General features: G+C 63.8%; 20 protein-coding genes. 5 read left to right on the top strand and 15 right to left on the bottom strand.

Going from position 1 to position 24146, the window contains the following annotated elements; all coding sequences use genetic code 11:
- Positions 1-9: 9 nt before the first annotated feature.
- The 4 genes from JFN93_RS21540 to JFN93_RS21525 are packed head-to-tail and all read right to left on the bottom strand — an operon-like array spanning position 10 to position 5569.
- Positions 10-1494, bottom strand: coding sequence for a glycosyltransferase family 39 protein (locus JFN93_RS21540; protein ID WP_199386224.1), 1485 nt, complete (start codon positions 1492-1494; stop codon positions 10-12).
- A complete protein-coding gene (locus JFN93_RS21535) occupies positions 1451-2197 on the bottom strand; it encodes a dolichyl-phosphate beta-glucosyltransferase (protein ID WP_328754552.1) in 747 nt (248 codons plus the stop codon). Before JFN93_RS21535 ends, JFN93_RS21540 begins: the two co-directional genes overlap by 44 nt.
- A 7-nt stretch (positions 2198-2204) precedes the next feature.
- Positions 2205-3977, bottom strand: a complete 1773-nt coding sequence (locus JFN93_RS21530) for an ArnT family glycosyltransferase (RefSeq protein ID WP_199386220.1) — start codon at positions 3975-3977, stop codon at positions 2205-2207.
- Positions 3974-5569 carry a tetratricopeptide repeat protein gene (locus JFN93_RS21525; RefSeq protein ID WP_199386219.1) on the bottom strand — a complete coding sequence of 532 codons (1596 nt, stop codon included), beginning with the start codon at positions 5567-5569 and terminating at the stop codon, positions 3974-3976. The genes JFN93_RS21530 and JFN93_RS21525 overlap by 4 nt, the downstream gene beginning before the upstream one ends.
- 509 nt (positions 5570-6078) lie before the next feature.
- On the opposite strand from JFN93_RS21525, the gene JFN93_RS21520 reads away from it, so the two are divergent.
- From JFN93_RS21520 to JFN93_RS21510, 3 genes are all read left to right on the top strand, one after another.
- Entirely contained in the window at positions 6079-7071 is a 993-nt protein-coding gene (locus JFN93_RS21520) for a UbiA family prenyltransferase (protein ID WP_199386217.1), read from the top strand.
- Positions 7072-7079: 8 nt separating this feature from the next.
- Entirely contained in the window at positions 7080-8054 is a 975-nt protein-coding gene (locus tag JFN93_RS21515; protein ID WP_199386215.1) for a glycosyltransferase family 2 protein, read from the top strand.
- Between the two features lie 68 nt (positions 8055-8122).
- A complete protein-coding gene (locus JFN93_RS21510; protein WP_199386213.1) occupies positions 8123-9238 on the top strand; it encodes a glycosyltransferase in 1116 nt (371 codons plus the stop codon).
- Between the two features lie 200 nt (positions 9239-9438).
- On the opposite strand, the gene JFN93_RS21505 is transcribed toward JFN93_RS21510, so the two are convergent.
- Together JFN93_RS21505 and JFN93_RS21500 are read right to left on the bottom strand one after the other, a co-directional pair.
- Positions 9439-11214, bottom strand: coding sequence for a glycosyltransferase 87 family protein (locus JFN93_RS21505; RefSeq protein WP_199386211.1), 1776 nt, complete (start codon positions 11212-11214; stop codon positions 9439-9441).
- Entirely contained in the window at positions 11214-12851 is a 1638-nt protein-coding gene (locus tag JFN93_RS21500; RefSeq protein ID WP_199386210.1) for a tetratricopeptide repeat protein, read from the bottom strand. The genes JFN93_RS21505 and JFN93_RS21500 overlap by 1 nt, the downstream gene beginning before the upstream one ends.
- A gap of 304 nt (positions 12852-13155) precedes the next feature.
- Here JFN93_RS21500 and JFN93_RS21495 point away from each other — a divergent pair, with 304 nt between their 5' ends.
- Positions 13156-13635 (top strand): hypothetical protein, encoded by a 480-nt coding sequence (locus JFN93_RS21495; protein ID WP_199386209.1) that lies wholly within the window; start codon positions 13156-13158, stop codon positions 13633-13635.
- Between the two features lie 337 nt (positions 13636-13972).
- Here JFN93_RS21495 and JFN93_RS21490 read toward each other — a convergent pair whose 3' ends face one another.
- Entirely contained in the window at positions 13973-15481 is a 1509-nt protein-coding gene (locus JFN93_RS21490; RefSeq protein WP_199386208.1) for a hypothetical protein, read from the bottom strand.
- Between the two features lie 242 nt (positions 15482-15723).
- Here JFN93_RS21490 and JFN93_RS21485 point away from each other — a divergent pair, with 242 nt between their 5' ends.
- A complete protein-coding gene (locus JFN93_RS21485; RefSeq protein WP_199386207.1) occupies positions 15724-16203 on the top strand; it encodes a hypothetical protein in 480 nt (159 codons plus the stop codon).
- Positions 16204-16422: 219 nt separating this feature from the next.
- Here the strand turns inward: JFN93_RS21485 and JFN93_RS21480 are convergent, their stop codons facing one another.
- From JFN93_RS21480 to JFN93_RS21445, 8 genes are all read right to left on the bottom strand, one after another.
- Positions 16423-16761: a hypothetical protein gene (locus JFN93_RS21480; RefSeq protein WP_199386206.1), complete on the bottom strand. Its 339-nt coding sequence runs from the start codon at positions 16759-16761 to the stop codon at positions 16423-16425.
- A gap of 72 nt (positions 16762-16833) precedes the next feature.
- Complete coding sequence (locus JFN93_RS21475; RefSeq protein WP_199386205.1) at positions 16834-18096, bottom strand: hypothetical protein; 1263 nt, start codon at positions 18094-18096, stop codon at positions 16834-16836.
- Positions 18093-19442, bottom strand: coding sequence for a DUF2318 domain-containing protein (locus tag JFN93_RS21470; RefSeq protein WP_236021888.1), 1350 nt, complete (start codon positions 19440-19442; stop codon positions 18093-18095). Before JFN93_RS21470 ends, JFN93_RS21475 begins: the two co-directional genes overlap by 4 nt.
- Positions 19442-20116, bottom strand: a complete 675-nt coding sequence (locus JFN93_RS21465) for an ABC transporter ATP-binding protein (RefSeq protein WP_199386204.1) — start codon at positions 20114-20116, stop codon at positions 19442-19444. The genes JFN93_RS21470 and JFN93_RS21465 overlap by 1 nt, the downstream gene beginning before the upstream one ends.
- A gap of 95 nt (positions 20117-20211) precedes the next feature.
- A complete protein-coding gene (locus tag JFN93_RS21460) occupies positions 20212-21372 on the bottom strand; it encodes an ABC transporter permease (protein WP_199386203.1) in 1161 nt (386 codons plus the stop codon).
- Position 21373: 1 nt separating this feature from the next.
- The gene (locus tag JFN93_RS21455; RefSeq protein WP_199386202.1) at positions 21374-22603 is read right to left on the bottom strand and encodes an ABC transporter permease; all 1230 of its coding nucleotides are present in this window, start codon (positions 22601-22603) and stop codon (positions 21374-21376) included.
- A 13-nt stretch (positions 22604-22616) separates the two neighbouring features.
- Positions 22617-23042: a hypothetical protein gene (locus JFN93_RS21450; RefSeq protein ID WP_199386201.1), complete on the bottom strand. Its 426-nt coding sequence runs from the start codon at positions 23040-23042 to the stop codon at positions 22617-22619.
- 2 nt (positions 23043-23044) lie between these two features.
- Positions 23045-24130, bottom strand: a complete 1086-nt coding sequence (locus tag JFN93_RS21445; RefSeq protein WP_199386200.1) for a WG repeat-containing protein — start codon at positions 24128-24130, stop codon at positions 23045-23047.
- Between the last annotated feature and the right edge of the window lie 16 nt (positions 24131-24146).

The following is a 24146-nucleotide window of genomic DNA, read 5'->3' as shown; positions in this document are numbered from 1 at the left end:
AGGCTCCCGTCACCGGGAGAATTCCGATTTCCGAATCGTCCCGGGGGACAGGAAATAATCGATGGGAAGCCCCGCCGTGTTCATATTCGCCGGCACCTCGAACTGGAAGTTCCGGGGATAGATGCCGTCGGCATACTGTTTCAGCGGCCCGTACTCGAAAAGGTACCGCACCGACGGCTGCGCAGTAATCTCGACGAAGACGCGGCGGCCGGCAAGCTTCTCCGGCCCCAGCGCCATCAGGTTCGCATAGATATGGTCGTCGGAATCAAGGCGGGTGGTGGCGCTCACTGCCAGGGCGCCCGCGCCGGCCGCCACCGTGACCACCAGGGAGATAAGGCCGACCGAAACCTGCCGGCGCAGGGCGCTTCCCTTCCAGAGCATCAAGACGGTAGGGAACATGCCTGCCGCAGCAAGGAGGTCGAGGCTGATCCCCCAGCGCAGCTGGGGACACCAGGGATACTTCCCCGCGAAGGAGAGGAGCGCGAACGCCGCGTTCACCAGGAGCACCATGATGAACAGCGGGGTAAAGAGGCGGTAGCCGCTCTCCTCGTCGCGCCGCAACCGGCACCAGAGCCAGGTCGCGCCGAAGAGGACCGAGCCGAGGTAGGTCGAGGCAAGCCCTTTCCCGAAGATCTCGGCGATCTCCCCCAGGCTCTTGCCGTGGAGGATGTAGAGCTGTACGTAGTCGGGCGGCTCCGGCTTCTGATGGGCGAGCGGATGCCCGAGGGTGACCAGGTAGATCCCCAGGCAGGCTGCCGCGACCGGGATGCCGTAGGCCGCGAGAAAGGCGGCCCGCTGCCGCAAGGGGCGCTGGGCGTTTTGCCACCAAACGACCACCGCCGCGGCGGCGAGGGTGCAGATGAGGCTGTAGCGGGAGGTGAGAAAGAGGGCGGCGACGCATCCGAGGCCAAGATACCCGGCAACGGTCGGGCGCCGGCCGACATGGTAGAGAAGCAGCAGCACCACCGCCACGCCGCACGCCTCCATGGAGTAGGCGCGCAGCTCGAAGGCGAAGCGGGTGAGAAGCGGAACTGCGGCGGGGACCAAGCCGGCGGCGAGGGCGAGCCCGCGGTTTCCGGTCCAAAGACGGGCCAGCGCGGCGAAGGCCGCCATGGTCGCGACGAAGAAGAGAAAAGGGAGGGTGCGCAGCCAGGCGGGGGCGCTCCCGCCGGCGAGCCACCAGTGCAAAAGGACGGTGAAGCCGCCGGGGTCGCTGTTTGCGGTACGGTTGGCCTGGAGGACGTCGGCCAGGGTCCCGTCCGGGGTAAGGGGGGGCATGAAATGGGTCTGGCCGCGGCTCATCCAGAACTGCCCACTTTCGTCGAACCAGAAGTTGGGATTGGAGCCGCAGTTGACGAAGAGGAGCACCAGTACCGCCAGCCACAAAAGGGCGGCGACGATGCACCAGGTCCGCGTCGTCCCGGCGTCCGTTGTCGTCGCGTTCATCACATCACCTTCCTTGTTTTCCCAACCGGTACCTACCGAGCAGGTCATTACCGCGCACCCTCATCACGTCGAGGAACATCCGCCAGGAGTCCCGGATCAGCCGAACCTTCGACCCGGCGACGTTGGTCCAGTTCACCGGGACCTCGGCAATCGGGAACCCGTATTTGCGGGCCAAAAAGAGCAATTCGACGTCGAACCCGAAACCGTCGATGCGCTGCAGCGGGAAAATGGCGGCCACGGCTCGTTCGGTGAAGAGCTTGAAGCCGCACTGGGTGTCGGCAACACCGGCAGAGGTCACCGAGCGCGCAATCCAGTTGAAAACGGTGCCCATCACCTTCCGGTGCAGGGTCCCCCGCACCATCCGGGACGGGTCCCGCAGCGCCCGGGAACCGATCGCGATCTCGACCCCGCCGGTAAGCCGGGCCTTAAGCCGCTGCAGTTCCTCGATCGGCGTGGAGCCGTCGGCATCGGTGAAGATCCTGAAGGTCCCCCGGGCCGCCAGCATGCCCGTTTTGACGGCGTGTCCCTTGCCGCGGTTCTCGGGAAGGCGGATCAGCCTGAGGCGCGTGCTGCACCGGGCCGGTTCGCTCAGGACCGCGGCGGTCGCGTCGGTGCTCCCGTCGTCGACCACGATGATCTCGTACTCCGTGCCCGCGTCGCGGAAGTAACGCTCGATCTGCTCCAAGTGGAGGGGGAGGCGTTCCGCCTCATTGAAGGCAGGTATGACTATGGAAAAGGATTCCGGAGCCACATGAACCTCAGATACCGATCGGGTACCAACTGGTGAAGCCTTCCAGCTTGATCTTTCCCGACGCGTTGTCCACGTCCAGGTGCTCGATCCGGTAGGTCCCCGTCCCGTCATTGAGGAGCACCCAGACGAGGTATTCCAGGACGTTGCCGCCGTGGTTGATCAGACCGACGTTATGGTTGGGCTGCGCGTGCGCCATTGCGACCAGGGAAACGAGGTACGGTTTGGCCTCGGGGCGGGCCTTGAAGTACTGGTCAATCCGATCGGTGCTGAAGACCGACTGGGGCCCCACCAGCGGGCGCATCTGGTTGAAGGTGAGCACCGGGAAGGACAGCAAAAGCAGGATGAGCGCCCCCCCGGCCAGCGCCGAGCGCTGCCTCGGGCCGTCGAGGATCACGGCCACCAGGGGTGCCATCACCACGAAAAAGGCGATGAAATAGCGGCTCAGGTAGAGGGTCCATTTGAGGCAGCCGCTCAGGATGACGAAACCGGCCAGGGTGGCCCCGAAAAGGAGCACCGCCTCGACGGGCAGCTTCTTGCGGCCGACCGCCAGCACCGCCGCGGCCGCCATGATCAGCAGCAGGTGCAGCGGGTTGGGGGCGTAGTCCTCGTGGTATTTCACCTGGGCCGGGAGCACCAGGAACTCGTCGGAGGAAAGCGCCGGATCGTTCGCGTCCACCCCGAGCACCCCGTGCACGGCACGGTTGGCGAGGTAAAGGACGCGGTTCACCCCGGCCGGCTCCCCGCCGAGCTGGGATACCAGGTTCTTGGTCACCCCGGAGGCGACCGCGGCGGGGGTGAACTTCTTGGACAGTATGTCGTTGCCGGTCCCCGGAGAGAGGGGGTTGCCGTAGACCGAGACGTTGCGGGCGAAGTGGCCCGCATTGATCAGCAGGACGGCGGCGGCAACCACCGCGAGGCTCAAGAGCGCGCCTTTCACCCCCTGGCGCAGCACGATCCAGAGGTAGACCGCCATGAGCGGGGCGGCAATCATGTAAGCGGTCCCCTTGGTGAAGATCGCGAGCCCCAGTGCCATGCCGACCGCGGCGGCGTTGGCCAGGCCGTGATCCTCCCGGGCCCGGAGCATGAACCAGATCAGGGTGACGATCCAGAGGGTGACGGTGTAGTCGTTCTGGGTGCTGGTTGCCTGGAGCAGCCCCATCGGCAGGGAGACCGCGAGGGCGGCGGCGGTGAACTGCGCGGTACGGCTCCCTTTGAGCTCCCGCGCGATCAGCGACACCCCGACCGCGCTCCCGATCATGGCGAACCACTGCACGCAGTTGGCGAACCGGTCGCTTCCGGCCAGGACCTGCAGCTGCAGGATGCCGAACTCGGAGAACGGGGCGAGCACCAGTTGCCGGTCGCAGTTGGTCGGATAGTGGGCGACGCTTCTATTCTGGACCCAGTGCATCACCCGGGGGAGATGGTAGGTGAGGGAATCGAAGTTGTTGGGGGCGGCCACCACCGCGGTGACGCCGGTGATGACGACGATCGCGGCGATCAGCGCAAAGGTCAGCTTTTCGACGATGGTGGTCTGCGGGATGAAGAAGGGGCGGCTCTCCCTTTTCGCGCTGCGGCGCCAGGCAACGATCCCGGCCAGGAAGAGAACCCAGAGGGAAACCACGGGGACAAACGCGATCGCCTTGAAAAGGCTCAGGATTTCGGTGGCGAATACGACGAAGAGTCCGAGGGCGACCGCTCCCTTGACGAAATCTTCGCGGAGACGGTCCCTCAGCAACGCGGCGCAGCAGGCCACGGGAAGGAGCAGGGCGATGGCGCTCAACGTCGTCCCCCCGGCGCGCGGAGCGCCTTTTGTTCCTGGGCGAGCTGGAGATTGGCCCGGGCGTCCTCGTAGTCCGGAGCGAGCCGGAGCACCGCCTCGAATTCGGCAATCGCCTCATCCAGGCGTCCCAGGTTGCCCAGGGAAGCCCCCCGGTTCAGGTGCGCCAGGATGTGCCTGGGCATTTCCCGGAGCACGGCGTCGTACTCGGCAATCGCCGCGGCATGATCACCCTTGGCCGCATAGGCGAGTCCCAGGTTGTTGTGGGCGTCGGCATACCGCGGATTGAGCGCCAGCGCGGCGCGGTATTCGCGGATCGCGGCGTCGAGGTCGGTATCGGCATAGGCTAAGCCCAGGTACTTGTGGATGACGTAGCTGTTCGGCGTGACCCGGTTCGCGCGTTGGAAAAGGACCACCGAGTCGTGCCAGAACCCAACCTGGCGCCAGGTGGCCGCCGCGGAGAAGACGAGCAGGATGCCGGCGCAGGCCCCAAGGACCGTGGGGCGGTTGGGAAGCTTTCGGGAGAGGCCGGCGACGCTGAAGGTAAAGGCGATGAAGAGGCCGACCGAAGGAAGGTAGCTGTAGCGATCCGCCATCGCCTGCTCGCCGACCTGGATCAGCCCGATGACCGGGAGCAGGGTTACCAGGAACCAGAACCATCCCATGGCAAGAAACGGCAGACGGCGCCGCAGCAAAACCGCTGCCGCGGTCATGGCCAGCAGCAGCAGAAGCGAGCCGACCACCTGCCACGCCGGGATGGCCGACGGGAAGGGGTACATCGCCGCGAGGTCGAAAGGGCATACCGTCTTGAGCAGGTACTTCGCGTAGGAAACGACCACGTTTTCCAGCCGCAGCACCGCGGATATCTCGCCAAAACTGCGGGTCGCCCCACCCCGCTCCTGGGCGTAAAAGGTGATCAGGCACGAAACGAAGCTTAAGGCCAGGAACGGGAGCTTTTCCCAAACGAGACCGAACCATCGCTTCAAGGAAGTATTTTCCGGCGCGCCGTGCGTCCTCTCCAGCGGCCAGTAGTCGAGCAAAAGGAGCATCAGGGGGAGCGTCACCAGCATCGGCTTGGACATCAGCCCCAGGACGAAAGCCGCCAGGGCGAGGTAAAACCGGGAGCGGTCCTGGTCCCGGACGTAGTCGGTATAAAAGAGCAGGGTCAGAAAGCAGAAGAAAGCACTCAGCACGTCCTTGCGCTCCGCCGCCCAGGCGACCGATTCCACATGCATGGGGTGCAGCGCGAAAAGAGCTGCGACGAAGGCACTTTGCCAGACGGCGCCGGTGAGCCGGTAAAGGAGCAAGAGCAGGAGAAGGGAAGCGGCCGCGTGAATGGCGACGCTGGTGAAGTGGTGCGCCCCCGGGGCGAGGCCGAAGAGCTGCACGTCGCACATGTGGGAGAGCCAGGTAATGGGATGCCAGTTGGCCTGGTCGACGGTCGTGAAGGCCCAGACGATGCCGGCCGGAGTGAGACCGTGGTTTACGTAGGGATTGTTGACGACGTAGCTGTCGTCGTCCATATGCACGAAGCGGTCATGACCGATGTGGGAGTAGGCGGCGACCGTGAATATGAGCAGCAAAGCTGCGACCATCCACAACACCCACCTGTTATTCACCGCAGCGTTGTTTTGCGTCTCGGCAACGGTGTCGGCCTCCCTGGTCCCTACCCACGTCCTGTCGGTTACCAAAACTCCCCCAGCGTAGAAAGACTTCGACGCGGCCCGGCCAACCTTCGCAACCGGTCGGCACCGCGGCCGCTAATGTATAAAAGACGCCTACAAATAGCACAAATTCGCGGGCAATTAAAGGCATTTATCCCTTTACCACCCCCCGTTTCCTGCTTCCGGGGCGAACCAGGGGGGAAGTTCTTAGTTGGCGGGGACGCGTTGAGGGACGAAACGCAACGTCTGCACCGGCCCGGGCAAACCTTGCGTTTCACGAGGCAGCCTCGGCGCCTGAAACCACGGTTCACCGGACCGGTTCGGGGCGGGGGAACGTTTTAGCTTTATGAGCGCGGGCCGATATGGTATCAAAGGGAATCGTTTCCGGAGCTTGCGCGGATCGGGAACCGCCGACGCGCCCCTTCCGAGAAGGAAAACCCGTGCCTCACGACTCAGCCAATCACAGCGTGACCGCTTCCCCCCCCCGGCCCGGCAAGGTCGCCGACTACCTCGCCATTGCCCGCCTCGACCACGTCACCAAGCAGATCTTCATTGTTCCCGGCATCGTCTTGGCCGCGCTTTTGCGCGGCGTCCACACCGAGCACCTCGCGCTGAACGTCTTTTTGGGCGTGGTGACGGCGGTCGGCATCGCTTCGGCAAACTACGTCATCAACGAGTGGCTGGACCGGGAGTTCGACAAGTTCCACCCGACCAAGTCGCGGCGGCGCGCGGTGCAGTGCGAGCTTTCCGGCACGGTGGTCGCGTTCGAGTGGTTCCTCCTGGTTGCCACCGGACTGGGCGCGGCGTTTGCTGCCGGACGGGTGACCTTCCTGGTCGCCGCCCTCTTCGCCCTGCAGGGACTGGTCTACAACGTCGCGCCGCTTCGGACCAAGGACCAGCCCTACCTCGACGTCGTCTCCGAGTCGATCAACAGCCCGTTGCGCCTGGTGATCGGCTGGGCGATGGTGGACCCGCTCACCATCCCCCCCGGCTCCATCATCCTCACCTACTGGATGGCCGGCTCCTTCCTGATGGCGGCCAAGCGACTCTCCGAATACCGTGAGATCGTCGCCGCACACAGCAAGGAACTGCTCACCCGCTACCGCGCCAGTTTCGCCGGCTACACCGAGATCTCACTCACCGTCTCCTGCTTCATCTACGGTCTTTTGTCGAGCTTCTTCCTCGCCGTCTTCCTCATCAAGTACCGGATGGAGTACATCCTGCTCATGCCGGTGATCATCGTCATGTTCGCCCACTACCTCTCCCTTTCCATGAAGCCGGGGTCCTCGGCGCAGAACCCGGAGAAGCTCTACCGCGAGCGGGGGCTCGCCCTATTGATCATCCTGCTGGTGGCGCTCTTCGCCCTCACCACCGCGGTCGACTTCCCCCTGCTCGAACAGCTCACCGAGCAGCGCTTCATCGGGCTACGGTGACCGCTGCCATGAAAGCCGAGCTTACCTTTTCCATTGTCACCCCTTCCTACAACCAGGGGGAGTTCCTTGCCGAAACCATCGAGAGCGTGCTCGGGCAGGCGGGGGATTTCGCCATCGACTACCTGATCGTCGACGGCGGGTCGACGGACCGGTCGGTGGAGGTGATCCGGGAGTACCAGCGGCGGCTGGACCAAGGTGAGTGGCCGGTCCGGTGCCGAGAGATCCGCTACCGGTGGCTGAGCGAGAAGGATGCCGGGCAGACCGACGCCCTGGGCAAGGGATTCCGGATGGCCGAAGGGGATATCTTCGCCTGGCTGAATTCGGACGACACCTACCTCCCCGGCGCGCTGCAGGCCGTTGCGGAACGGTTCGAGGAAGGGGGGGACACGGCGCTTCTCTATGGCGACGCGCAGTACTGCGACGCCCGGGGAGAGGTCATCGGGCGCTACCGGACCCAGTCCTACGACTACGGCAAGCTCGCCTGGTTCAATTTCATCTGCCAGCCGGCGGCCTTTTTCCGGAAGGAGGCGTTTCTGGCGGTCGGGGGGCTCGACGCCACGCTGCACTTTGCCATGGACTACGACCTTTGGGTCCGGATCGCGCGCCGTTTCCCCTGCCGCTACCTCCCAAAGCCCCTGGCGAACTACCGGCTCCACGAGACGTCCAAGACGGTGAGCGATCGTACCCTGATCGCCAACTGCGAAGAGGCGGAACGGCTTGCCCTGAAGTACTTCGGCTGGGCGCCGCTGACCCGGGTCTACAACACCTGCAGTGCCCGCTGCCGGGCGAACCTTCCCAACTGTTTTGCCGCCAGCCGGGTCGCGCTGCTCGCCGCAGTCGGCGTTTGCACGATAGCGCGGTCGCTGCGCCTGAACCGCGGGATTCGCTTGAGGGATCTGGCCCTGCTCAACCGGGAAAACTTCGGCAAGCTCGGGAAGAGCCGGTTGGAGATCATGACCGGCAACAAGGACCAGGACTGCTGATCTCGTTTTTCGCCGGCGTCGGATCCGTCGGATCGGATGCCGGCTACCACTTAAGCAAAAGAGGTTCTATGAGGCTCTGCCTGATCGGCCCGATGCCCCCCTTTCGGGGCGGCATCGCCAGATACTGCTATCTGCTCGCCCGCGAGCTGGAAAAGCGGCACGACCTGCTGGTCTTGAGCTACCGCCGCCAGTACCCCCCCCTCCTCTACGGCAGCAAGCCCCAGATCGATCCCGACGTCGACCGCGCCTCCGTCCAGGCGGAATTCCGCAACCTCTCGTTTGACCTCGACTCCGCCGATCCCCGCTCCTGGCGCCGCACCGCCGCAGCCATCGCCGACTTCAACCCGGATGCCGTCATTCTCCCCTGGTGGGTGGTCTACTGGGCGCCGATGTACCTCTACCTCCTCCGCGCCCTGAAACGCCGGGGGATCAAGGTCCTCTTCCTCTGCATCAACGTCTTCGAGCACGAAGACAACCTCCTCAAAAAGCTCCTCACCAAGAGCGTGCTGCGGCAGACGCCGTCCATGATCGTGCACTCGGCCCAGGAAAAGCAGGAGATCCTGCAGTTCCACCCCGGCGCCCGAGTCGCCATGCACCTCCTTCCCCTGTTCGATTACCCGAGCCCCAAGCCGGCCAAGCCGCACCGCGAGCTGCACCTTCTTTTTTTCGGCTTCGTCCGCCCCTACAAGGGGCTCGACGTGCTCCTGAACGCCATGGCGCAGCTTGAGGATCGGGACGTGGTGTTGAAGATCGCGGGGGAATTCTGGAAGGACGAGGAGCAGTACCGCAGGCAGGTCGCGGAACTGGGCATTGCAGAGCGGGTGGAGATCGTGGAGGGGTACATCCCGGAGCAGCAGATGGGAGAATATTTTTCCTGGGCGGACGTGGTGGTGCTTCCCTACAAGAAGAGCCGGACCTCGGGGATCATCGCGACGGCGTACGGTTACGGAAAACCGGTCCTTGCCACCCGGGTGGGAGGTTTCGGGGACAACATCGACGACGGCGGCTCCGGCCGGCTGGTGGCGCCCAATGATCCGCAGGCCCTGGCGGAGGGAATCCGCTGGTTTCTGGAGCACCGGGACCTGGATTTCGCCGGCAACATCGAGCGCTTCACCCGCAAAAGCATGTCCTGGGCATCGCTCGCCGACGCCATCGAGGAGAAGATTGCGGCACCGCGCCGCTGAACTGGCGGCTAGAACCTGTGGGAGCGCCATTCTTGGCGCGAATGCTTGGTTGCAGCAGCAGAAATGGCGTTTTTTGAGAAAAAATGGGGTTGATTCGCGCCAGGAATGGCGCTCCCACCGGGTAAGCACCCCCGACGGAGTTTCCACCAGGTAAGCGCCCCCTGCGGAACTCCTACCCAGGTAGGCGCTCTCGGCAAAGCCTACCGGCCTTTTCCCCCGCCCCCAGCCCCCGGCCCCCCGACCCCGCCTTCCCTCACCTTAGCCAGACACCGCTGCGCCTCGACGTCGTTCGGGGCGAGCTGCAGCGCGCGGGAGAGAAACCGTTCCGCGGAAACGTGGTTGCCGAGCTCCTGATCCAGCGCGCCCAGGCTCACCAGGGCCGGAACGTAATTCGGCTCAATCCCGAGCGCCTTTTGATAGGTGTACTTGGCGGAGAAACGCGATCCTTCGGCCTCAAGCTGCTTCGCCTTGCGCCACTCGTCCGAGGCCCGCTCCGCGGTCACCTGCTCGGTCCCGGCAAAGAGCGCCAGCGCCTGCTGCCGGAAGGCCGCCTCCTGCCCCCGATCTCCCATGTCCCCGTAGATGCGGCTCAGCATCAGGTACGGATGCGGGTTCTGCGGCTCCTGCTCCATCCGCATCCGGGTCACCCGGATCGCGTCGTCGTACTTTCTCATCTCCCAGAAAAGCTCGCCCAGCCAGATCAGCTCGATGTTGTTCTCATTGGTTCCAAAGCAGGCCTTGTTGAAGTAGCGGGCGGCATTGTCGAAATCGTCGCGATTGTAATAGCTGAGCCCCAGGTTCCAATAGCCGACGGCACGCTGCGGCACGTCCTCGATCATCTTGTTGAAGAGGGCGAATTCGTCGCGCCAATAGCCGTTGCGTTGGAGGTCGGTGGCGCCGAACCAGAGGCAGAGCGCCGCGGTAACGGCGATCACCACCTTCGGCTGGGCCAGATCGATCAGGTAGGCGACGACCAGGGCGATCCCCATGGCCGAGAAGTAGGCATAGCGGTCGGCCATCATGGTGACCCCGAGCGGGAGCACCCCGGAAACGGGAGCCATGAACAGGAAGAAACAGGTGATCCCGAAGACGATCTCCGGGCGCTTGCGGAACCAGAGTGCCGCGCCGGCGAAAACGACGAGCCCCGCCAGGCAGAGCGCCGTGGTGCCGTCGAAAACCGGGGCGGGAATCTCGTACATCGTCTGCAGGCGCAGGGGCCACAGCATGTTCTCCAGGTAGCGGACCAAAAGGCGCGGCGTGAGCAGCACCAGGTTGGAAAAGCTGGCCAGCTTCAGGAAGTTTGCCGACTGCACCACGGAGCTCCGGAGGACGAAGTAGCCGACGATAGCCCCGGCGTAGGCGAGGTAATACGTCCAGCGCACCTTTTCCCTGGCAATGAGTCGGTCGTACAGGAAAAGGAGGACCGGCACCAGCAGGCCGAACTCCTTGCAGAGAATGGCCAGGGCGAAGCAAACCGCCGCCCCGACCGGCTTTCGGCGGGCGTGGAGCCACACCGTCGCCAGGGTGAAGACCGCGCAAAGCAGGGTGTTGCGCCCGCCGGAGTGGAAATTGACGGTTTCGTTGGCAATCGGGTTCAGGGCGAAGATGAGCGCCGCGACCAGGGCGTAGCGCGGCTTTTTGAAAAGTTCCAGGACGACCAGGTAGAAAAGGACCGCCGCGGCGAGCTGGAGCAGGAGGTTGGTGAGGTTGAAGCCGATCGGGCTCCCCCCCCAGAGGACGCGGTCCAGCAGGAAGGAGACGTAGGTGATCGGACGGTAGTAGCCGGTCGATCCGGCGATCTTGTCCTCGGTGAAGAACAGGGATGGGAGGTCGGCCAGGTGCGTCAGGCGCGGGTTGTCGACGATGATCCAGGTGTCGTCCCAGACGAACTGGTGGTTTAAGATGTTGCCGTAGGCGATGAGGACCGCGACGGCGATCAAGAGGACCCGGTAGAGATGCTCCCTGCTCACCGTCATCATCGTCTCCCGGCCATGCGGATCGAGTCGAGGAGGCTGCGGGCCTGCACCTGGTCCAACTGCTGCAGCTGCTCGTACTCGCGGTAGGCGAGGTCGGGGTTGCCGGCGATGAGGTAGGCGTAGCCGAGCCGGAAATGGCCTTGCGCCCCGCTGGGGTTGAGCCGCACCGACTCCTGAAGGGCCTGGAGCGCCGGGCCGGTCTGCCCGGTTGCCTGCAGCACGTTGGCGTAATTCAGGTACCCCTCGGCCTGGTCGGGATTGATCCGCAGCGACTCCTGGAAGTGGCGGGTCGCCTCGTCGAAGCGGTACTGCTGTGCCTGCAGGATCGCCATGTTGTTATGCGCCAGCCAGTTGTCCGGCACCGCCTGCAACGCGTGATCGTAGAGCTGGTACGGGGTGCGCCAGTAGCCGATCTGGGTTACCGTAAGCGCGGAGCAAAGGGCGAGCACCGCCACTCCCGCCGCCACGGCGGCCTGAGGTCCGCGGGTCCAGCGTCCGGCGATTTCGGCGATCCCCCAGACCAGGACGACGAAGATCCCGATCAGCGGGACGTAGGTATAGCGGTCGGCGATCGCCTGCGATCCCACCTTGATGAACCCGGCCACCGGAAGCAGGGTAACGAGATACCAGAACCAGCCGAAGGCGAGGTAGGGCCGGCGGCGCAGCTGCCAGAGCGCACCTGCGGTCAGGGCGGCGATGACCACCGCCGCGCCGGCAACCTTGACCGCGGTGACGCTCCCCGGGTTCAGGGGATAGAAGATCGCGAGGTCCAACGGCCAGACCATCTTGATCAGGTAGCGCGGGTAGGCGATGAGGGCGTTGCCCCAGTTGACCAGGACCGATCCGGCGTAGCCGCCGTGGCGCGCCGCAATCGCGCCTCCGGCGCTTTGGGCCAGGATGGTGACCGCCGCCGCGGCCCCGGCGATCCCCAGCAGCGGAGCCTTTTCCAGGAGGAGCTTCGGCAGCGGGATCCCTTCCCCGGCGTCCTTCAGACGGAGACGCCCCAGGGGCCAGAAGTCCAGGAGCAGCAGCACCACCGGAAGGGTCACCAGCATCTGCTTCGCCAGGAGCCCCAGGGCGAGGAGAAGAGCGACGGCAAGGTAACGCTTAAGCGACGGCTTGGCGACATACCAGAGGTAGGCGAGCATCGTCGCCAGCCAGAAGAAGGTGGAGAGGACGTCCTTGCGCTCCGCCACCCAGGCGACCGACTCGACATGCAGCGGGTGCAGCGCGAAAAGGAGCGCGACGAAGGCGCTGCGGACGGTGGAACCGGTCAGGGCCCGCAAGACCAGGCACAGCAAAAGCGCGTTGGCGATGTGGAAAAGGAGGCTCACCGCATGGTGTCCCGACGCAGCGAGATCGAAGAGCTGGATGTCCAGCATGTGGGAAAGCCAGGTCAGCGGATGCCAGTTCCCGGCGTGAAAGGCGGTAAACGCCCACGCCAGCCCCTTCAGGGTCAGTCCCTGGCGCACCATCGGATTGACGGTGACGTAGTCGGGATCGTCGTAGTCGACGAAGCCGTTTTGCAGCACCGGCAGGTATACCGCTGCGGTCACCAGGGCGATGATCGCGAGCACCAGGGGGAGGCGCCGATACCAGGCGCCGGGAGTTTCGGGTGCGCTTTCCCTTTGAGCCATGCTAAATCCTTGTCCTTTATGGTATTGAGGAAGGACGAATGTAGCATCTTCGCCCGGAATAATCAATTTCGGCGCAGCATCATCTCCGAAAAGAAGGTTGTGCAGTTACCCCCCTTTGCGAAGGGGGGCAAGGGGGGATTTGATCCCTTCGCCATCAGCACCAGGTTTGCGACAAAACAAAATCCCCCTTCGCAAAGGGGGACTTCATCGGGCTTAGCCTCAGTTGAGGGATGCACCTTTACACCGGTTTGCAGAGATGCTACTATCCGGCGGATTCTCAACGTACTTCTAACCGAGGTGAACAATGAGCAAGAAGCTGATTGCCGGATTGGTGGGTGCATCCCTTTTGGCGGGTGCCTGGACCTGCCAGGCCGCGAACTGGGTGAAAAACGAGGTCGACGTTCCGAATAAGAATATCGAGGCCAACTATTACGACAGCAAAAGCGTGAAGGCCCATCACAAGATCATGAACTGGACCGAGAAGTTCGTGCTGACCCCTTTCGGCTCCGAGGCCTACACCAAACATCTCAAGACCTTCCCGACCTGTGCCAAGGCCGTTGAAGAGAACGGGCCGGCCGCCTACCACCAGATCGACTTCGAGATCACCAAGGGGAAATTCCGGACCGTCACCAAGCGCAATTACACCAGGGACAACAAGCTGCTCTGCACCGACAAGGACATGGGGAAAGAGTTCGACACCAAGTGGCACGAGATCGTGTTCCGCTCCCCGATGTACGAGCGGTACTACTTGCTGGTGACCAAATACAAGCTGGGTGACATCTAAAGTCAATTGACAATGGACAATTGACAATGGAGCCTACGTAACGCATACGGTCCCCTTCCCCCTTAGGTAGAGGGAGGTTACGGACTTCCGTATGAAGATCGGCACCAATCACCATTGACGATGAATGCGAAAGCGGGGCCGGAGGTTTTCCTCCGGCCCCGCTTTTTTTGAGTGGAACACAGACCGATCTGAATCAATGACACGTGACACGGATCAGTTTTTCATTGTCAACTGTCCATCGTCAATTGCTTCATCAGCTTTTCATTGTCAATTGTCAATTGCTTCATCAGCTTTTCATTGTCAATTGTCCATTGTCCATTGTCCATTGTCCATTGCTTCATCGAAACCATTCCGGCGTGGCGTGGGCCAGAAACCACGGGAAGTCGTAGCCGATGAAGAGCAGCGCCACCGCGATCGCGAGGCCCAACCGTACCGGCGCCGGACGGAAAAGTTGCGAAAGATAATGCGCCCACAGCGCCAGCATCGGCGCGAACAGCGGGAACAGGTACCGGCCATAGAGGGTAATCCCCGGCTCGCCGTAGTTCTGGTACGAATCCCAGTTCACCCGGTACATCACGATTGCGGCATAGGAGAGGACGATCCCCGCCATGGCCAGCGGCTCCCAGCCGCTGCGGCGCGGCCGCCAGTAGAGCACGAACCCCACCACCCCCAGCCCCGCCAGCAGGTAGATCGGCACGAGGTACCCCTGGCTCTTGAACATGCCGAGGTGCGCCTTGATCCCCAGGGTGGTCCCGATCATGGTCTTGAACCAAAACCAGGAGTAGGCAGCCGGCCCCATCCAGAGGCTCGGGTTCTGCTGCAGCTTCTGCCAGTTCATCAGCAGGTAGAAGGTGTCCGCCTTGTCGCCCGGGTGCTTGATCTCCCCCGCCAGGACCAGGGCATCCATATACGAGATCTTGCCGTCCCGGAAATCGTCGAAGATCATCCCCCGTGCCGCCATCCGGTAATTCATCGCCGCCGACTTCGAGGTCAGCATCTCCATCGTGGGGTTGATGGTGTGGTAGGTGAGGTAGTTCCCGGCGTACAACTGCAGGTTGAGCCCCAGAAAAAGAAGGAGCAGCGCGGCCATGGCGACGGCACGCCCTCGCGATTTCCGGAAATAGTCCCCCACTCCGGAAGCGAGGCGGGGGAGCCTTTTCGCCTCGAAGAGGATCAAGACGACGTTCAGGAGCAGGATCAGCGGGAGAAAGGTGACCTTGGTGAGAGCGCCGAGCAGTTGGCAAAGCCACGAAGCCGCCAAACCTCCTCCGGAGCGCTCGCGCAGGAAGGCGAACTCGTAGTAGATGGCCATGGCGGCCAACAGGTTGGCGAGGTTGTCGTAGGAAACGCTGGCCGACAGCAGGGTGAACATGCCGAGGTTGGTCGCCACCGCCAGCAGCAACAGGCGGGTCAACCGGTCCCCGGTCAGCAGGCGCAGCGTCCGGTCCAGGTACCAGATGGTGCCAAAGGCGAGCGGGATGTTGAGCAGACGCAGGAAAACCAGGCCCGATACGCCGAAGACGTTGAGGTGCAGCAGCTTTCCCATCATCCAATAGTAGAGCCAGGGGATGTTGGTCACCGGGCCCAGTTCCCAGGTCGCGGGGGAATTTTGCGGTGCGAGCCAGACCGTGGAAAAGACCTGGCTGATCTGGGCGTGGGTCACCTCGTCGGGAGGGACGAACGAGGAGATCGACAGGGCGTAGTAGAGGAGCCGCGCCCCGAAATAAAGCATCAAAGTGACGACGGCGCTGCGGAAAACGGCGGGGGAAATGAACTCCGGCCCGGCCGACGGTTGACGCGGCGTGGTGCCGGGCCGGCTTTTCTCTGGTGTGTCCTCGGTGCCCAAGGGATTCATCTCCATCGTTTAGTCAGCGGCAGGGTGACTCCCGTCGCCGGGAGGATACGGTCCATCGACCGTGCACCATAGCATTTTTGACCGTGATAATCAATTTGGTTCCACCGGGGGTGAATGGGAAAAAAGCCACGGTGGCACCGCGTTTACGTCTCCACCCGGTATTTACTTCCCGATCGATAAATGCTAAAGTGCGGACTCCGTCTGGATTCAGAAACCATGAGAGGTGACTTAGCATGAAGAAGAATGTCCTCGCAGCTGTCTTAGGTTCGGCAATTTTGACCATTACCGCCCAGGCATACGCAGAAAACTGGGTCAAGCACGAGTGGGATGTTCCCAACAAGAACGTGCAAGCAACTTTCTATGACGCTGACAGCATCAAAGGAAAGGACCGGACCATTTCCTGGACCGAAAAGTTTCAGCTGACCCCCTTCGGTGTCGAGGCTTACAACAAGCACCTGACCACCTTCCCCACCTGCAAAGCCAACATCGAGAAGAAAGGGCAGGTTTCCTACCACCAGATCGACTTTGAAATGAAGGACGGCAAATTCCGCCCCGTCGGCAAGCGCAACTACACCAAGGACAACCAGCTCCTCTGCACCGACAAGGATATGGGGAGCGAGTTCAACAAGAACTGGGTGAACGTCGGGAAACGCTCTCCGATGAACGAGCGCTACTACCTCTTCGTCACCAAGTACAAGCTCGGCAACTACTGACCCTTTCTCTTACCGAGACACCACGTAAAAGGCCGCAACCGGTTCAACCGGCTGCGGCCTTTTTTTCGGCATGAGAGACTGAGCATTTACCCCCCTTTGCGAAGGGGGGCAAGGGGGGATTTTGGTTCTGAGGTTCTCGGTTGGGACTATCGTAAGAACTGGCAACTAGAGGCAAATCCCCCTGCATCCCCCATCGCAAAGGGGGACTTGATCGGTCAGCTACTGATCGAACCGGATGATCGGAATGGTCCCGTTGACGGTGTCTTCCTCCTGCTTGCGCTTGCGCTCCGCTTCCTCGGCCGCCTTTTTTTGCGCGGCTTCGTAGGCGTCACGGCCGACATCCTCAATCTGGTGGCACTTCCGGTCACACTGAACATGTTCTGCGGAACAGGCCTGTTTCGCCTCCTTGACCCCCGTCTCGTCGTACAGGGTGATGGCATCGACACAGGCGGTTTCTGCTTTGGTACATTCAGCGCGGCAGTCGTCATAGTCATCTGCCGCCGCGATGCGTGCGGAAAAAAGCAATAGGGTGCAGAGGAAAAAAGCAAATCCTTTCATGATGCGACCTCGTTCAAAAACAGGAAAAGATTAACCTCCCTTCCCGCCAGGAAAGGGATCATTACTTCACCGTCACTCTTCGACCTGCGTTGCCGCCGAACGCGGCGTGGCAATGAGGTCCAGGATCTCGTGGAAGATGGCGGCATGCTTGCGCCCCCTCCCCTCGGATCGGGACCAACCGCGGACGCTCCCCCCGTCAGGGGTGAAGAACATCTCGCGCCGGGGGGCCAGCAGCCGCATCGGGAGCCAAGCGAGGATCCCGAACAGGAACAGGAACCCGGCCCACCAGATCAGGATGACGCCATAGTCGCGGACGTAGTCGGTGACCACCATGCGGCGGGCGTCGGGGATGGCGAGGCGGTACCCGTCGCGGACAAACTCCCCTCCCCCCGGGACCCGCCCGGTAAGGACCACGTCCCCCCCCTTGATCAGCTTGAAGCCCAAGTTGAACTTCCCGGTCGCGTAGGGGTCGGAGCCGTCCTCGGGGCGCTCCACCACGTAGGTGATGCGGTACGGGGAGCCGGAGAGCTCCTCGGTCGCCTCCCGTCCCGGCGGATACAGCGGGAGCACCACGGCACGCCGGAAGAGCGGCAGGTCCGGTGCCGAGAACTGGTATTCCATGGCTACGCCGAGGTAGCGCGGGTAGACGAAGGCGCCGTCCATAAGCCCCGGCGGGTAGATGCCGAATTCCCGCGCCCCCCCCTGCCCTCCCGCGCCGACCTTGATGATCAGTTCCTTGCGGAGGATCGACCCGGTGCCGTCTTGCAGGGTGATCCGCTCCACGACTCCGCCGTTGCCGGTGACGGTCGGAAGGGGTTCCCCCTCGATGATCGACTGCCGGCTGACCACGCGCCCCTGGACGCTGATCAGGATGCCGGCGAAGAGGCAGAAGACGGCGGCCAAAAATACCACGCGCACCGGGGCGAGACTTACCCCGCGCCATGCGGCAAGCCGCTCCCCGACCATCCGGCTGCGGTAGCCGGCGGCGGCGAGCCGTTTCTGGAAATCGGCCAGGGACGGGGCCGGGGACGGATCGAGCGCGACCACCTCGTCGAACAGGGCGGGGTCCGGCTCCGTCTCGGGACGGGTCAGCAGACGGCGCCCCTTCCGAAAGCGCAGCGCCTCCGCCACGATGCGGCAGGCGGCATTCAGCGGCAGCAGCGCGACCACCATGCCGAGCAAAAGGCTGTGCCCGGTTAACCCGATCAGGGTGATGAGCGCCTCCTCGGTGAAGAAGGCGATCACGATATAGGCGAGGAAGAAGAAGCCGATCACCACGGGAGTGAGCGCCCGGGAGGAGAGCGCGGCCCAGAGTACGTTCAGGAAACGCTTCACTTGCCCCCCTCCTTCTTGGCCCCGGTGGACTGGACGGTGGTGGACCAGGCGTTGACCAGGGTGACCCCGTTGATGTGGACTCCGTCGGGCTTCTCGGAGAAGGCGACCGGCACCGGGTTGCATCCCCCCGGCTTGCCCACCGTCTCCAGCGGGATCAGGGTCTTGCAGTAGTAGCAGATCACCGAACCTTCGCCCTGGCCGTAGCCGTCCGGCTTGCAGATGGCGCAGGCATCGAGGTCCACGGTGAGTTTGCCGGTCGGGGTCAGCATCACGAAGAAGCGGACCTCGCGGGCGCCCCCCTTGAGCAGGTACTTGTGGAGCTTGCCGTCACTGAGATCCACCTCTCCCCCCTTGCGCGGGATGAAGACATCTCCCGAGGGATCCGCGGCCACCGGGATCGGTTTGGGATCCCAGTATTCCACGTCGGGGAAGCTGCTCCGGTAGGCGGCACCGGCCATCAGCACGAGCGAGAGAAGCGGCACGATCAGTTTCATCCGCCGCTGGCGGATCGCCGCGGCGAGGAGCTTGCGGCGCTGAGCCCCCTGGCGGATGTGACCTACCGAGGGGAGAAGCTCGAAGCGGACCGCGATGGCCACCAGCAAAAACGGGGTAAACCAGATCACCATCCCGCCCCAGAAGCCGACCTCCTTGCTGAAGAGGATCCCGATGTAGCCCCAGATCTGCGGGCGCACGAAAAGGTGGTCCGGGATGAGCACCGACTCCATGAACTGGTGCACGAAGTCGTGGCACCCCTTCATGACCTTCATGCTGAGCGGCGAGAAGAGGTCGAGACGGACGAGGTAGGAGGAACTCAAAAGGAGCAGCGCGACGACCCCGCCCAGCGTCCCGGCGCGGGAGACGGTGAGGGCCTCCGGGAGTTTTGCCTCCAGGAAGAAGCCGGCCGCGGCAAGAAGGGCCCCGATGACCAGGAGCAGTACCAGGGCGGGGACCGGGCCGAGGGGGGCGTCGTTGCCGGAGAAGCGGCAGGCGGCGAGTGCACCCGCGGTAACGGCGGCGCCCAGGGCGATCACGGGCGCGGCAACGGCGTCCAGTCGGGAGCTCCTGCCGGAGGCGTCGGGAAGGGCACGCTCGGAGCTGCGGTACAGGGCGGTCACCGCGATGCCCCAGAAGAGGAAAAAGCTCGCCCCCACCACGGTCCGGATCAGCTCGAAGGGGAAGCTGCCGGGGAAGTTGCGGAACAGGAAAAAGGCGACGGCGGCGCCGACGGCAAACCCGGCCCCGACCGAGACGGCCAGGGGGCGGCGGCGTTCCGGGTAGCCGCGCAGGACGACGGCGGCGATGCCGAAGAAGGCAAAAAGTTGCGGGAGGAGCTTCGCGGCGAACATCAGGACCTCAGCCGCTCTTCGCGGACCAGGACACCGTCGTCGAGATAGATGGTCCGGTCGCCCCAGGCGGCGACTTCTTCATTGTGGGTGACCAGGACCACGGTGAAGCGGTCCTCCGCACGCAGCTCCTTGAGGAGTTCCAGGACCATCACCGTGCTCTTGTGGTCCAGGTTGCCGGTCGGCTCGTCGCCCAAAAGCAGCTTCGGGCTGTTGATGATGGCGCGGGCGATGCAGACGCGCTGCTGCTCGCCGCCTGAGAGCTCCCCGGGGCGGTTTTTCAGGCGATGCCCGAGTCCCACGCGCTCCAGGGCGAGCCGCGCCTCGGCCTCGTCCGGGACACTGTGGAAGTACTGGGAGAGCATGACGTTCTCCACCGCGGAGAGGTAGGGAACCAGGTGGTGCTGCTGAAAGATGATGCCGACGAACTCGCGCCGGAAGCGGGCCAGCCCGTCCTCGGAAAGGGCGGAGAGATCCTGGCCGCCGACGCTGAGCGATCCGCCGCTGGGGCGGTCCAGCCCGCCGACCAGGTTCATCAGGGTACTTTTCCCCGAGCCCGAGTGCCCCATTACCGAGAGCCATTCCCCTTCGGCAACCTGGAGGTCGAGCGGTTTGAGAGCGCAGATGTCGCCGTACCCCTTGGTAAGGCCGGCTGTCTGTATGGTCGGTACAGTCATAGTTTTTCCCTTCAAAGCGGATCCGACCGGTCGGTCGAATCCGACGGATCAGTCGGATCAGTGATCAACGTCGAACGTCGAACGTCGAACGGGTTTTACTCCCCTCTCAGGCTGCGGACCGGGTCCAGCTTGAAGACCGAGATCATCGGCCCCACGCTCCCCAAAAGCGCCAGGAAGAGGCTCACCGCCAGCGACACCGCCGACAGCCAGGGGATGAACTCCGGCGCGGCGGAGAAGACGGTCCGGGTGATGAAGACGGCGATGCCGCTCCCCAGCAGATACCCCACCACACCGCCCACCACACCAAGCAGGAGCGCCTCGCCGCAGAAGATGAGGAGCACCTCCCACCGGGTGCCGCCGATCGCCTTCATGAGACCGATCTCGCGGCTCCGTTCCAGGACGGTGGTGCTCATGGTGCCGGTCACGGAGCTTCCGGCGGAAATCAGGACCACCGCGGTGACCAGGGTCATCAGCAGCTTTACCTTGGCCAGAAGCCCTTCGCTGGTCCGGGCGATCTGGCGCACCTCGCGAACCTTGGCGTCGGGCAAAAGGGGCTGCAGGGCCGCCGCCTTATCCTTCAGGGTGTCCCCTTCGGCGCTGACCAGAAGGCGCACCTCGGTCAGCTGCCCCGGGAGGCCCAGCGCCCCCTGCAGTTCGGGGAGGGCGAGAAAGAAGAGGTCGTCCTCTTCGCCGCCGGTGACGACGACACCGGAGACCTTGAGCTTCAGGGTCTGGGCGGTTCCGGTAAGTTCCACCGTATCCCCGGCCTTGAGCTTCAGGCGCTGCGCCAGGTCGCTCCCCACCACGGTCTCGCCGGGACCGGGCCAGCCGCCGCGCAGTTGCCACCAGGGGAAAAGCCGGCGCACGTCGGCAAAGTTCACCCCTTCCACCAGGACGTCCGCGTCCTTCATCCGCAGCGCGCCGCGCAGGTGGAACGAGCGCTCCGCCTTGAGCCCGCCGCTGGCCAGGGCCTTTTCCACCCGTCCCTGGTCCAGGTAGGCGGGATCCGAGATGGCGCCGAAATTGAGCCCGCCGCTCCCCACCTCGAGGCGCGCCGCCGCGGGGACCACCACCAGGTTCGCCCCGTACTTGCGCACCTCCTCGGAGACCCTTTTCCCCATGGAGAGGGAGACCACCCCGAGGGCGGTGGCAAGGCTCGACGCCATGGCGAGGACCGACAGAAGGAGCAGGGTCCGCCCGGTCCGGTGGGCCAGGGCGGCAAGCAGCAGTTTGATGAGCCAGCGGCGGCGGTTCATGTTATCCCTTCAGGACCCGCACCGCCTCGATGTTCAGGGCGCGGCGCAAAGGCGCCACGCTCCCCGCGAGGGCAACCAGAAACGCGGAGACGATGGCGGTCGGAAAGAGCCACAGCGGCGAGGCGATGGCGGAGTTGAAAACGGAATGGCTGATCAGGGCCGCGAGCTGGTTGCCGGCGAGGTAGCCGAAAAAACCGCCCGCGGTCGAGACGATGAGGACCTCGCCCAGGAAGATGGCGGCGACCTGGAAGCGGTCCGCCCCCATCGCCTTCATCAGGGCGATCTCGGAGCTCCGCTCGGCCATCGAGGCCATGAGGCTCGTGGAGACGGCGGAGGCGGAGGCCCCCAGGGCGAGCACGGTCAAAAGGAGCATCACCGCGTTCAGCTTCTTGAGCAGCGCCCCCTCGGCGCTCGCGATCTGCCAGATCGGCTTGGCGCGGCTTCCCGCCATCACCTCCTCGACGTTCTTGGCCACCGAGGTGACGTACGCGGTGCAGTACCACTTCTCGTACTCGTCCTTGCTCATGGAGTTCGGGTCTTTGCGCCCGAAGTCGTCCATCGGGACGGTAAGCGCACTGACCAGCACCCGGGAGACCTGCCCCGGTTTGCCCAAAAAGTCCTGCACGGTGACCAGCGGGGCAAAGAGCTGCTCCTCCTCGAAACCGCCGGTGGTTACCACCCCGGCGACCCGGAAACGGGCGGCGCGCCCCCGGACCGTGGCGCCAACCTCGCTGCCGAGCCCGACGTTCAGCCGTTTGGCGAGCGAAGCCCCGACCACCGCCTCGTCCGGCCCTTCGGGCCAGCGGCCGTTCACCTCCCACCACGGGGCGATCCCCCGGATCCCCTGGACGCTCGCCTCCTCACCCGGCACCTCGAGCTGCTTGGCGAACCAGGTGCCGGAAACGACGGCACGCTCTTTCTTCCCGTTGGCGGAGAGGTCGGCGACCCCGAAGAGATACGGGGCAAAGCCGGTGATGTTGTATTTCCAGAAGACGGTCTTGATCTTGGGGAGGTCGGTTTCGCGCAGGTACCCTCCCCCCTCGACCGCGGCCGGCTCGAGAAGGATGTTGGCCCCGTAGCTTCTCAGCTCCAGGGCCATCTTGTGGGATACCTCGCCGGCGATGCCGAGAAAGGCGGTAGCGACGGCGGCCCCCATGGCGATCGAGATGAACACCAGGACGACCGCCTTGGGACGCTTGAGAAAGGAATTTTTCAGGATGCGGAAGAGCACCGTGGCCTCGTGATTACTGGTCCAGCGAAGCGCGTAGCTCGGCGGGGAGCGAGTCGCGTAAAACGGCCACCCGCTTCTGCATCTTGCGCCAGGCGATTACCCCCCACACCACCGCGGTGAACATCATGACGTGCTTCACCGCCAGGGCGGGGACCTGGAGCTTGTCGGCGGCGTTGGCCCACTCAAAGCTCGTATAGAAGATGGTGCGCGGCACCCCGCCCAGGACCACCCACCACAGGGCGAACTTGAAGAGCTTCACCATCTTCGCGTTGGTCTTCAGGAAGAACAGGGTGGCCTCGGGGGTGTTCATCCGCCGCTGGATCCCGATGATGGCGTGGAGCGCGAACCCGCTCCCCACGAGCAGGCCGGTGGCCATGTCGTGGAGATAGTTGTTCATCATGATGGCAACGCCCATCGCCGGGCTGATATCGAAATGCATGACTATTTATCCTTTTGCTGGTCCTTGACGAAGTGCGTGTAGTAGTGGGTGTACTGGTCGATGGCGCGCTGGTCCCAGGCGTAGCGCGCCTCGATCACCAGCTTGCCTTTGCGGTCGATGTAGCCGAGTTTCCCCTTGACCTGTACCGGGGCGAGCCCCTCGACGAAGATGGAGCCGGATTCGAACTCCGGATCGATCACCATCTTGCCGTTTTTATCCATGTAGCCGACCTTCCCCTTCTCCATCACCGGGGCGAGCCCCTCCGAGAACACGGTCGGACCCTTGAAGTCGCGGTCCAAAAGCGGCTTGCCGGTGGTGTCGATCAGTTTCCACTTGCCGTCCCCCTTGGTGACCGCGGCGACGCCGTTGTTGAACGTGGTCCCCTCCTGGTAGTCGGCCGGGATCACGAACTTCCCGGTGTGATCGATGTAGCCGATCTTGCCGTACTTGCCGTTGATCTTCACCATGGCAAGACCGTCGCGGAACATCGCCGCCTCGTAGAACTGGGCCGGGATCACCATCTTGCCGGTCTTGTCGATGAAGCCGTGCTTCTTGTCGACCTTGACGGCGGCGAGCCCTTCGGAGAAGTGGGAGGCGTCGTCGAACTGCGGCTTGATGACGAACTTCCCGTTCGGGTCGATGTAGCCTGCCTTCGCCCCCTCCCCCTTCTGCACCACGACCGCGGCGACCCCGTCCGAGAAGCCGAAGGTGGAGATGTAATCGAAGTCGGTGATCTCCTGGCCGGCCGGGTTGATGTACCCCCAGCGGTCCTTCTTGCGCACCGCGGCGCGGTTCCCCAGGAAGATGGAAGCGGCATCGTAGGTGGCCGGGATGGCGATGTTGCCGTTGGCGTCGATGAAGCCGTCCTTGCCGTTGATGTTCACGGTGGCGAGCCCTTCGGAAAACATCGCCGCCGAGGGGTAGCGCGGGGGGATTACCATGATGCCGCCGCGGTCGCAGTAACCGTACTTGCCGTCGAAGTTGACCAACAGCCGGTACGACTTGTCGAGGACGACCTTCTTCTCTTCCTTGTGGCAGCCGGCGGCCAGAACGGCCAAGGCCAGCATGAGCAACAGCAGACGCTTCATATATGATCCTCCGTGA

Origin of the sequence: Geomesophilobacter sediminis (assembly GCF_016458275.1) — a bacterium.
In the GTDB taxonomy this organism is placed as follows: Bacteria; Desulfobacterota; Desulfuromonadia; order Geobacterales; family Geobacteraceae; genus Geomesophilobacter; species Geomesophilobacter sediminis.
Note: the sequence above shows the minus strand (reverse complement) of the source record. Positions and strands in the feature narration are given on the sequence as shown.

Excerpts from the sequence above, each read along its gene's own strand:
- JFN93_RS21460 (WP_199386203.1), bottom strand. The coding sequence starts at position 21,372 with ATGAACCGCCGCCGCTGGCTCATCAAACTGCTGCTTGCCGCCCTGGCC.
- JFN93_RS21505 (WP_199386211.1), bottom strand. The coding sequence starts at position 11,214 with ATGACGGTGAGCAGGGAGCATCTCTACCGGGTCCTCTTGATCGCCGTC.
- JFN93_RS21510 (WP_199386213.1), top strand. The coding sequence starts at position 8,123 with ATGAGGCTCTGCCTGATCGGCCCGATGCCCCCCTTTCGGGGCGGCATC.
- JFN93_RS21480 (WP_199386206.1), bottom strand. The coding sequence starts at position 16,761 with ATGAAAGGATTTGCTTTTTTCCTCTGCACCCTATTGCTTTTTTCCGCA.
- JFN93_RS21470 (WP_236021888.1), bottom strand. The coding sequence starts at position 19,442 with ATGTTCGCCGCGAAGCTCCTCCCGCAACTTTTTGCCTTCTTCGGCATC.
- JFN93_RS21540 (WP_199386224.1), bottom strand. The coding sequence starts at position 1,494 with ATGACCTGCTCGGTAGGTACCGGTTGGGAAAACAAGGAAGGTGATGTG.
- JFN93_RS21515 (WP_199386215.1), top strand. The coding sequence starts at position 7,080 with ATGAAAGCCGAGCTTACCTTTTCCATTGTCACCCCTTCCTACAACCAG.
- JFN93_RS21465 (WP_199386204.1), bottom strand. The coding sequence starts at position 20,116 with ATGACTGTACCGACCATACAGACAGCCGGCCTTACCAAGGGGTACGGC.
- JFN93_RS21495 (WP_199386209.1), top strand. The coding sequence starts at position 13,156 with ATGAGCAAGAAGCTGATTGCCGGATTGGTGGGTGCATCCCTTTTGGCG.
- JFN93_RS21450 (WP_199386201.1), bottom strand. The coding sequence starts at position 23,042 with ATGCATTTCGATATCAGCCCGGCGATGGGCGTTGCCATCATGATGAAC.
- JFN93_RS21500 (WP_199386210.1), bottom strand. The coding sequence starts at position 12,851 with ATGGCTCAAAGGGAAAGCGCACCCGAAACTCCCGGCGCCTGGTATCGG.
- JFN93_RS21525 (WP_199386219.1), bottom strand. The coding sequence starts at position 5,569 with ATGGTCGCAGCTTTGCTGCTCATATTCACGGTCGCCGCCTACTCCCAC.
- JFN93_RS21445 (WP_199386200.1), bottom strand. The coding sequence starts at position 24,130 with ATGAAGCGTCTGCTGTTGCTCATGCTGGCCTTGGCCGTTCTGGCCGCC.
- JFN93_RS21485 (WP_199386207.1), top strand. The coding sequence starts at position 15,724 with ATGAAGAAGAATGTCCTCGCAGCTGTCTTAGGTTCGGCAATTTTGACC.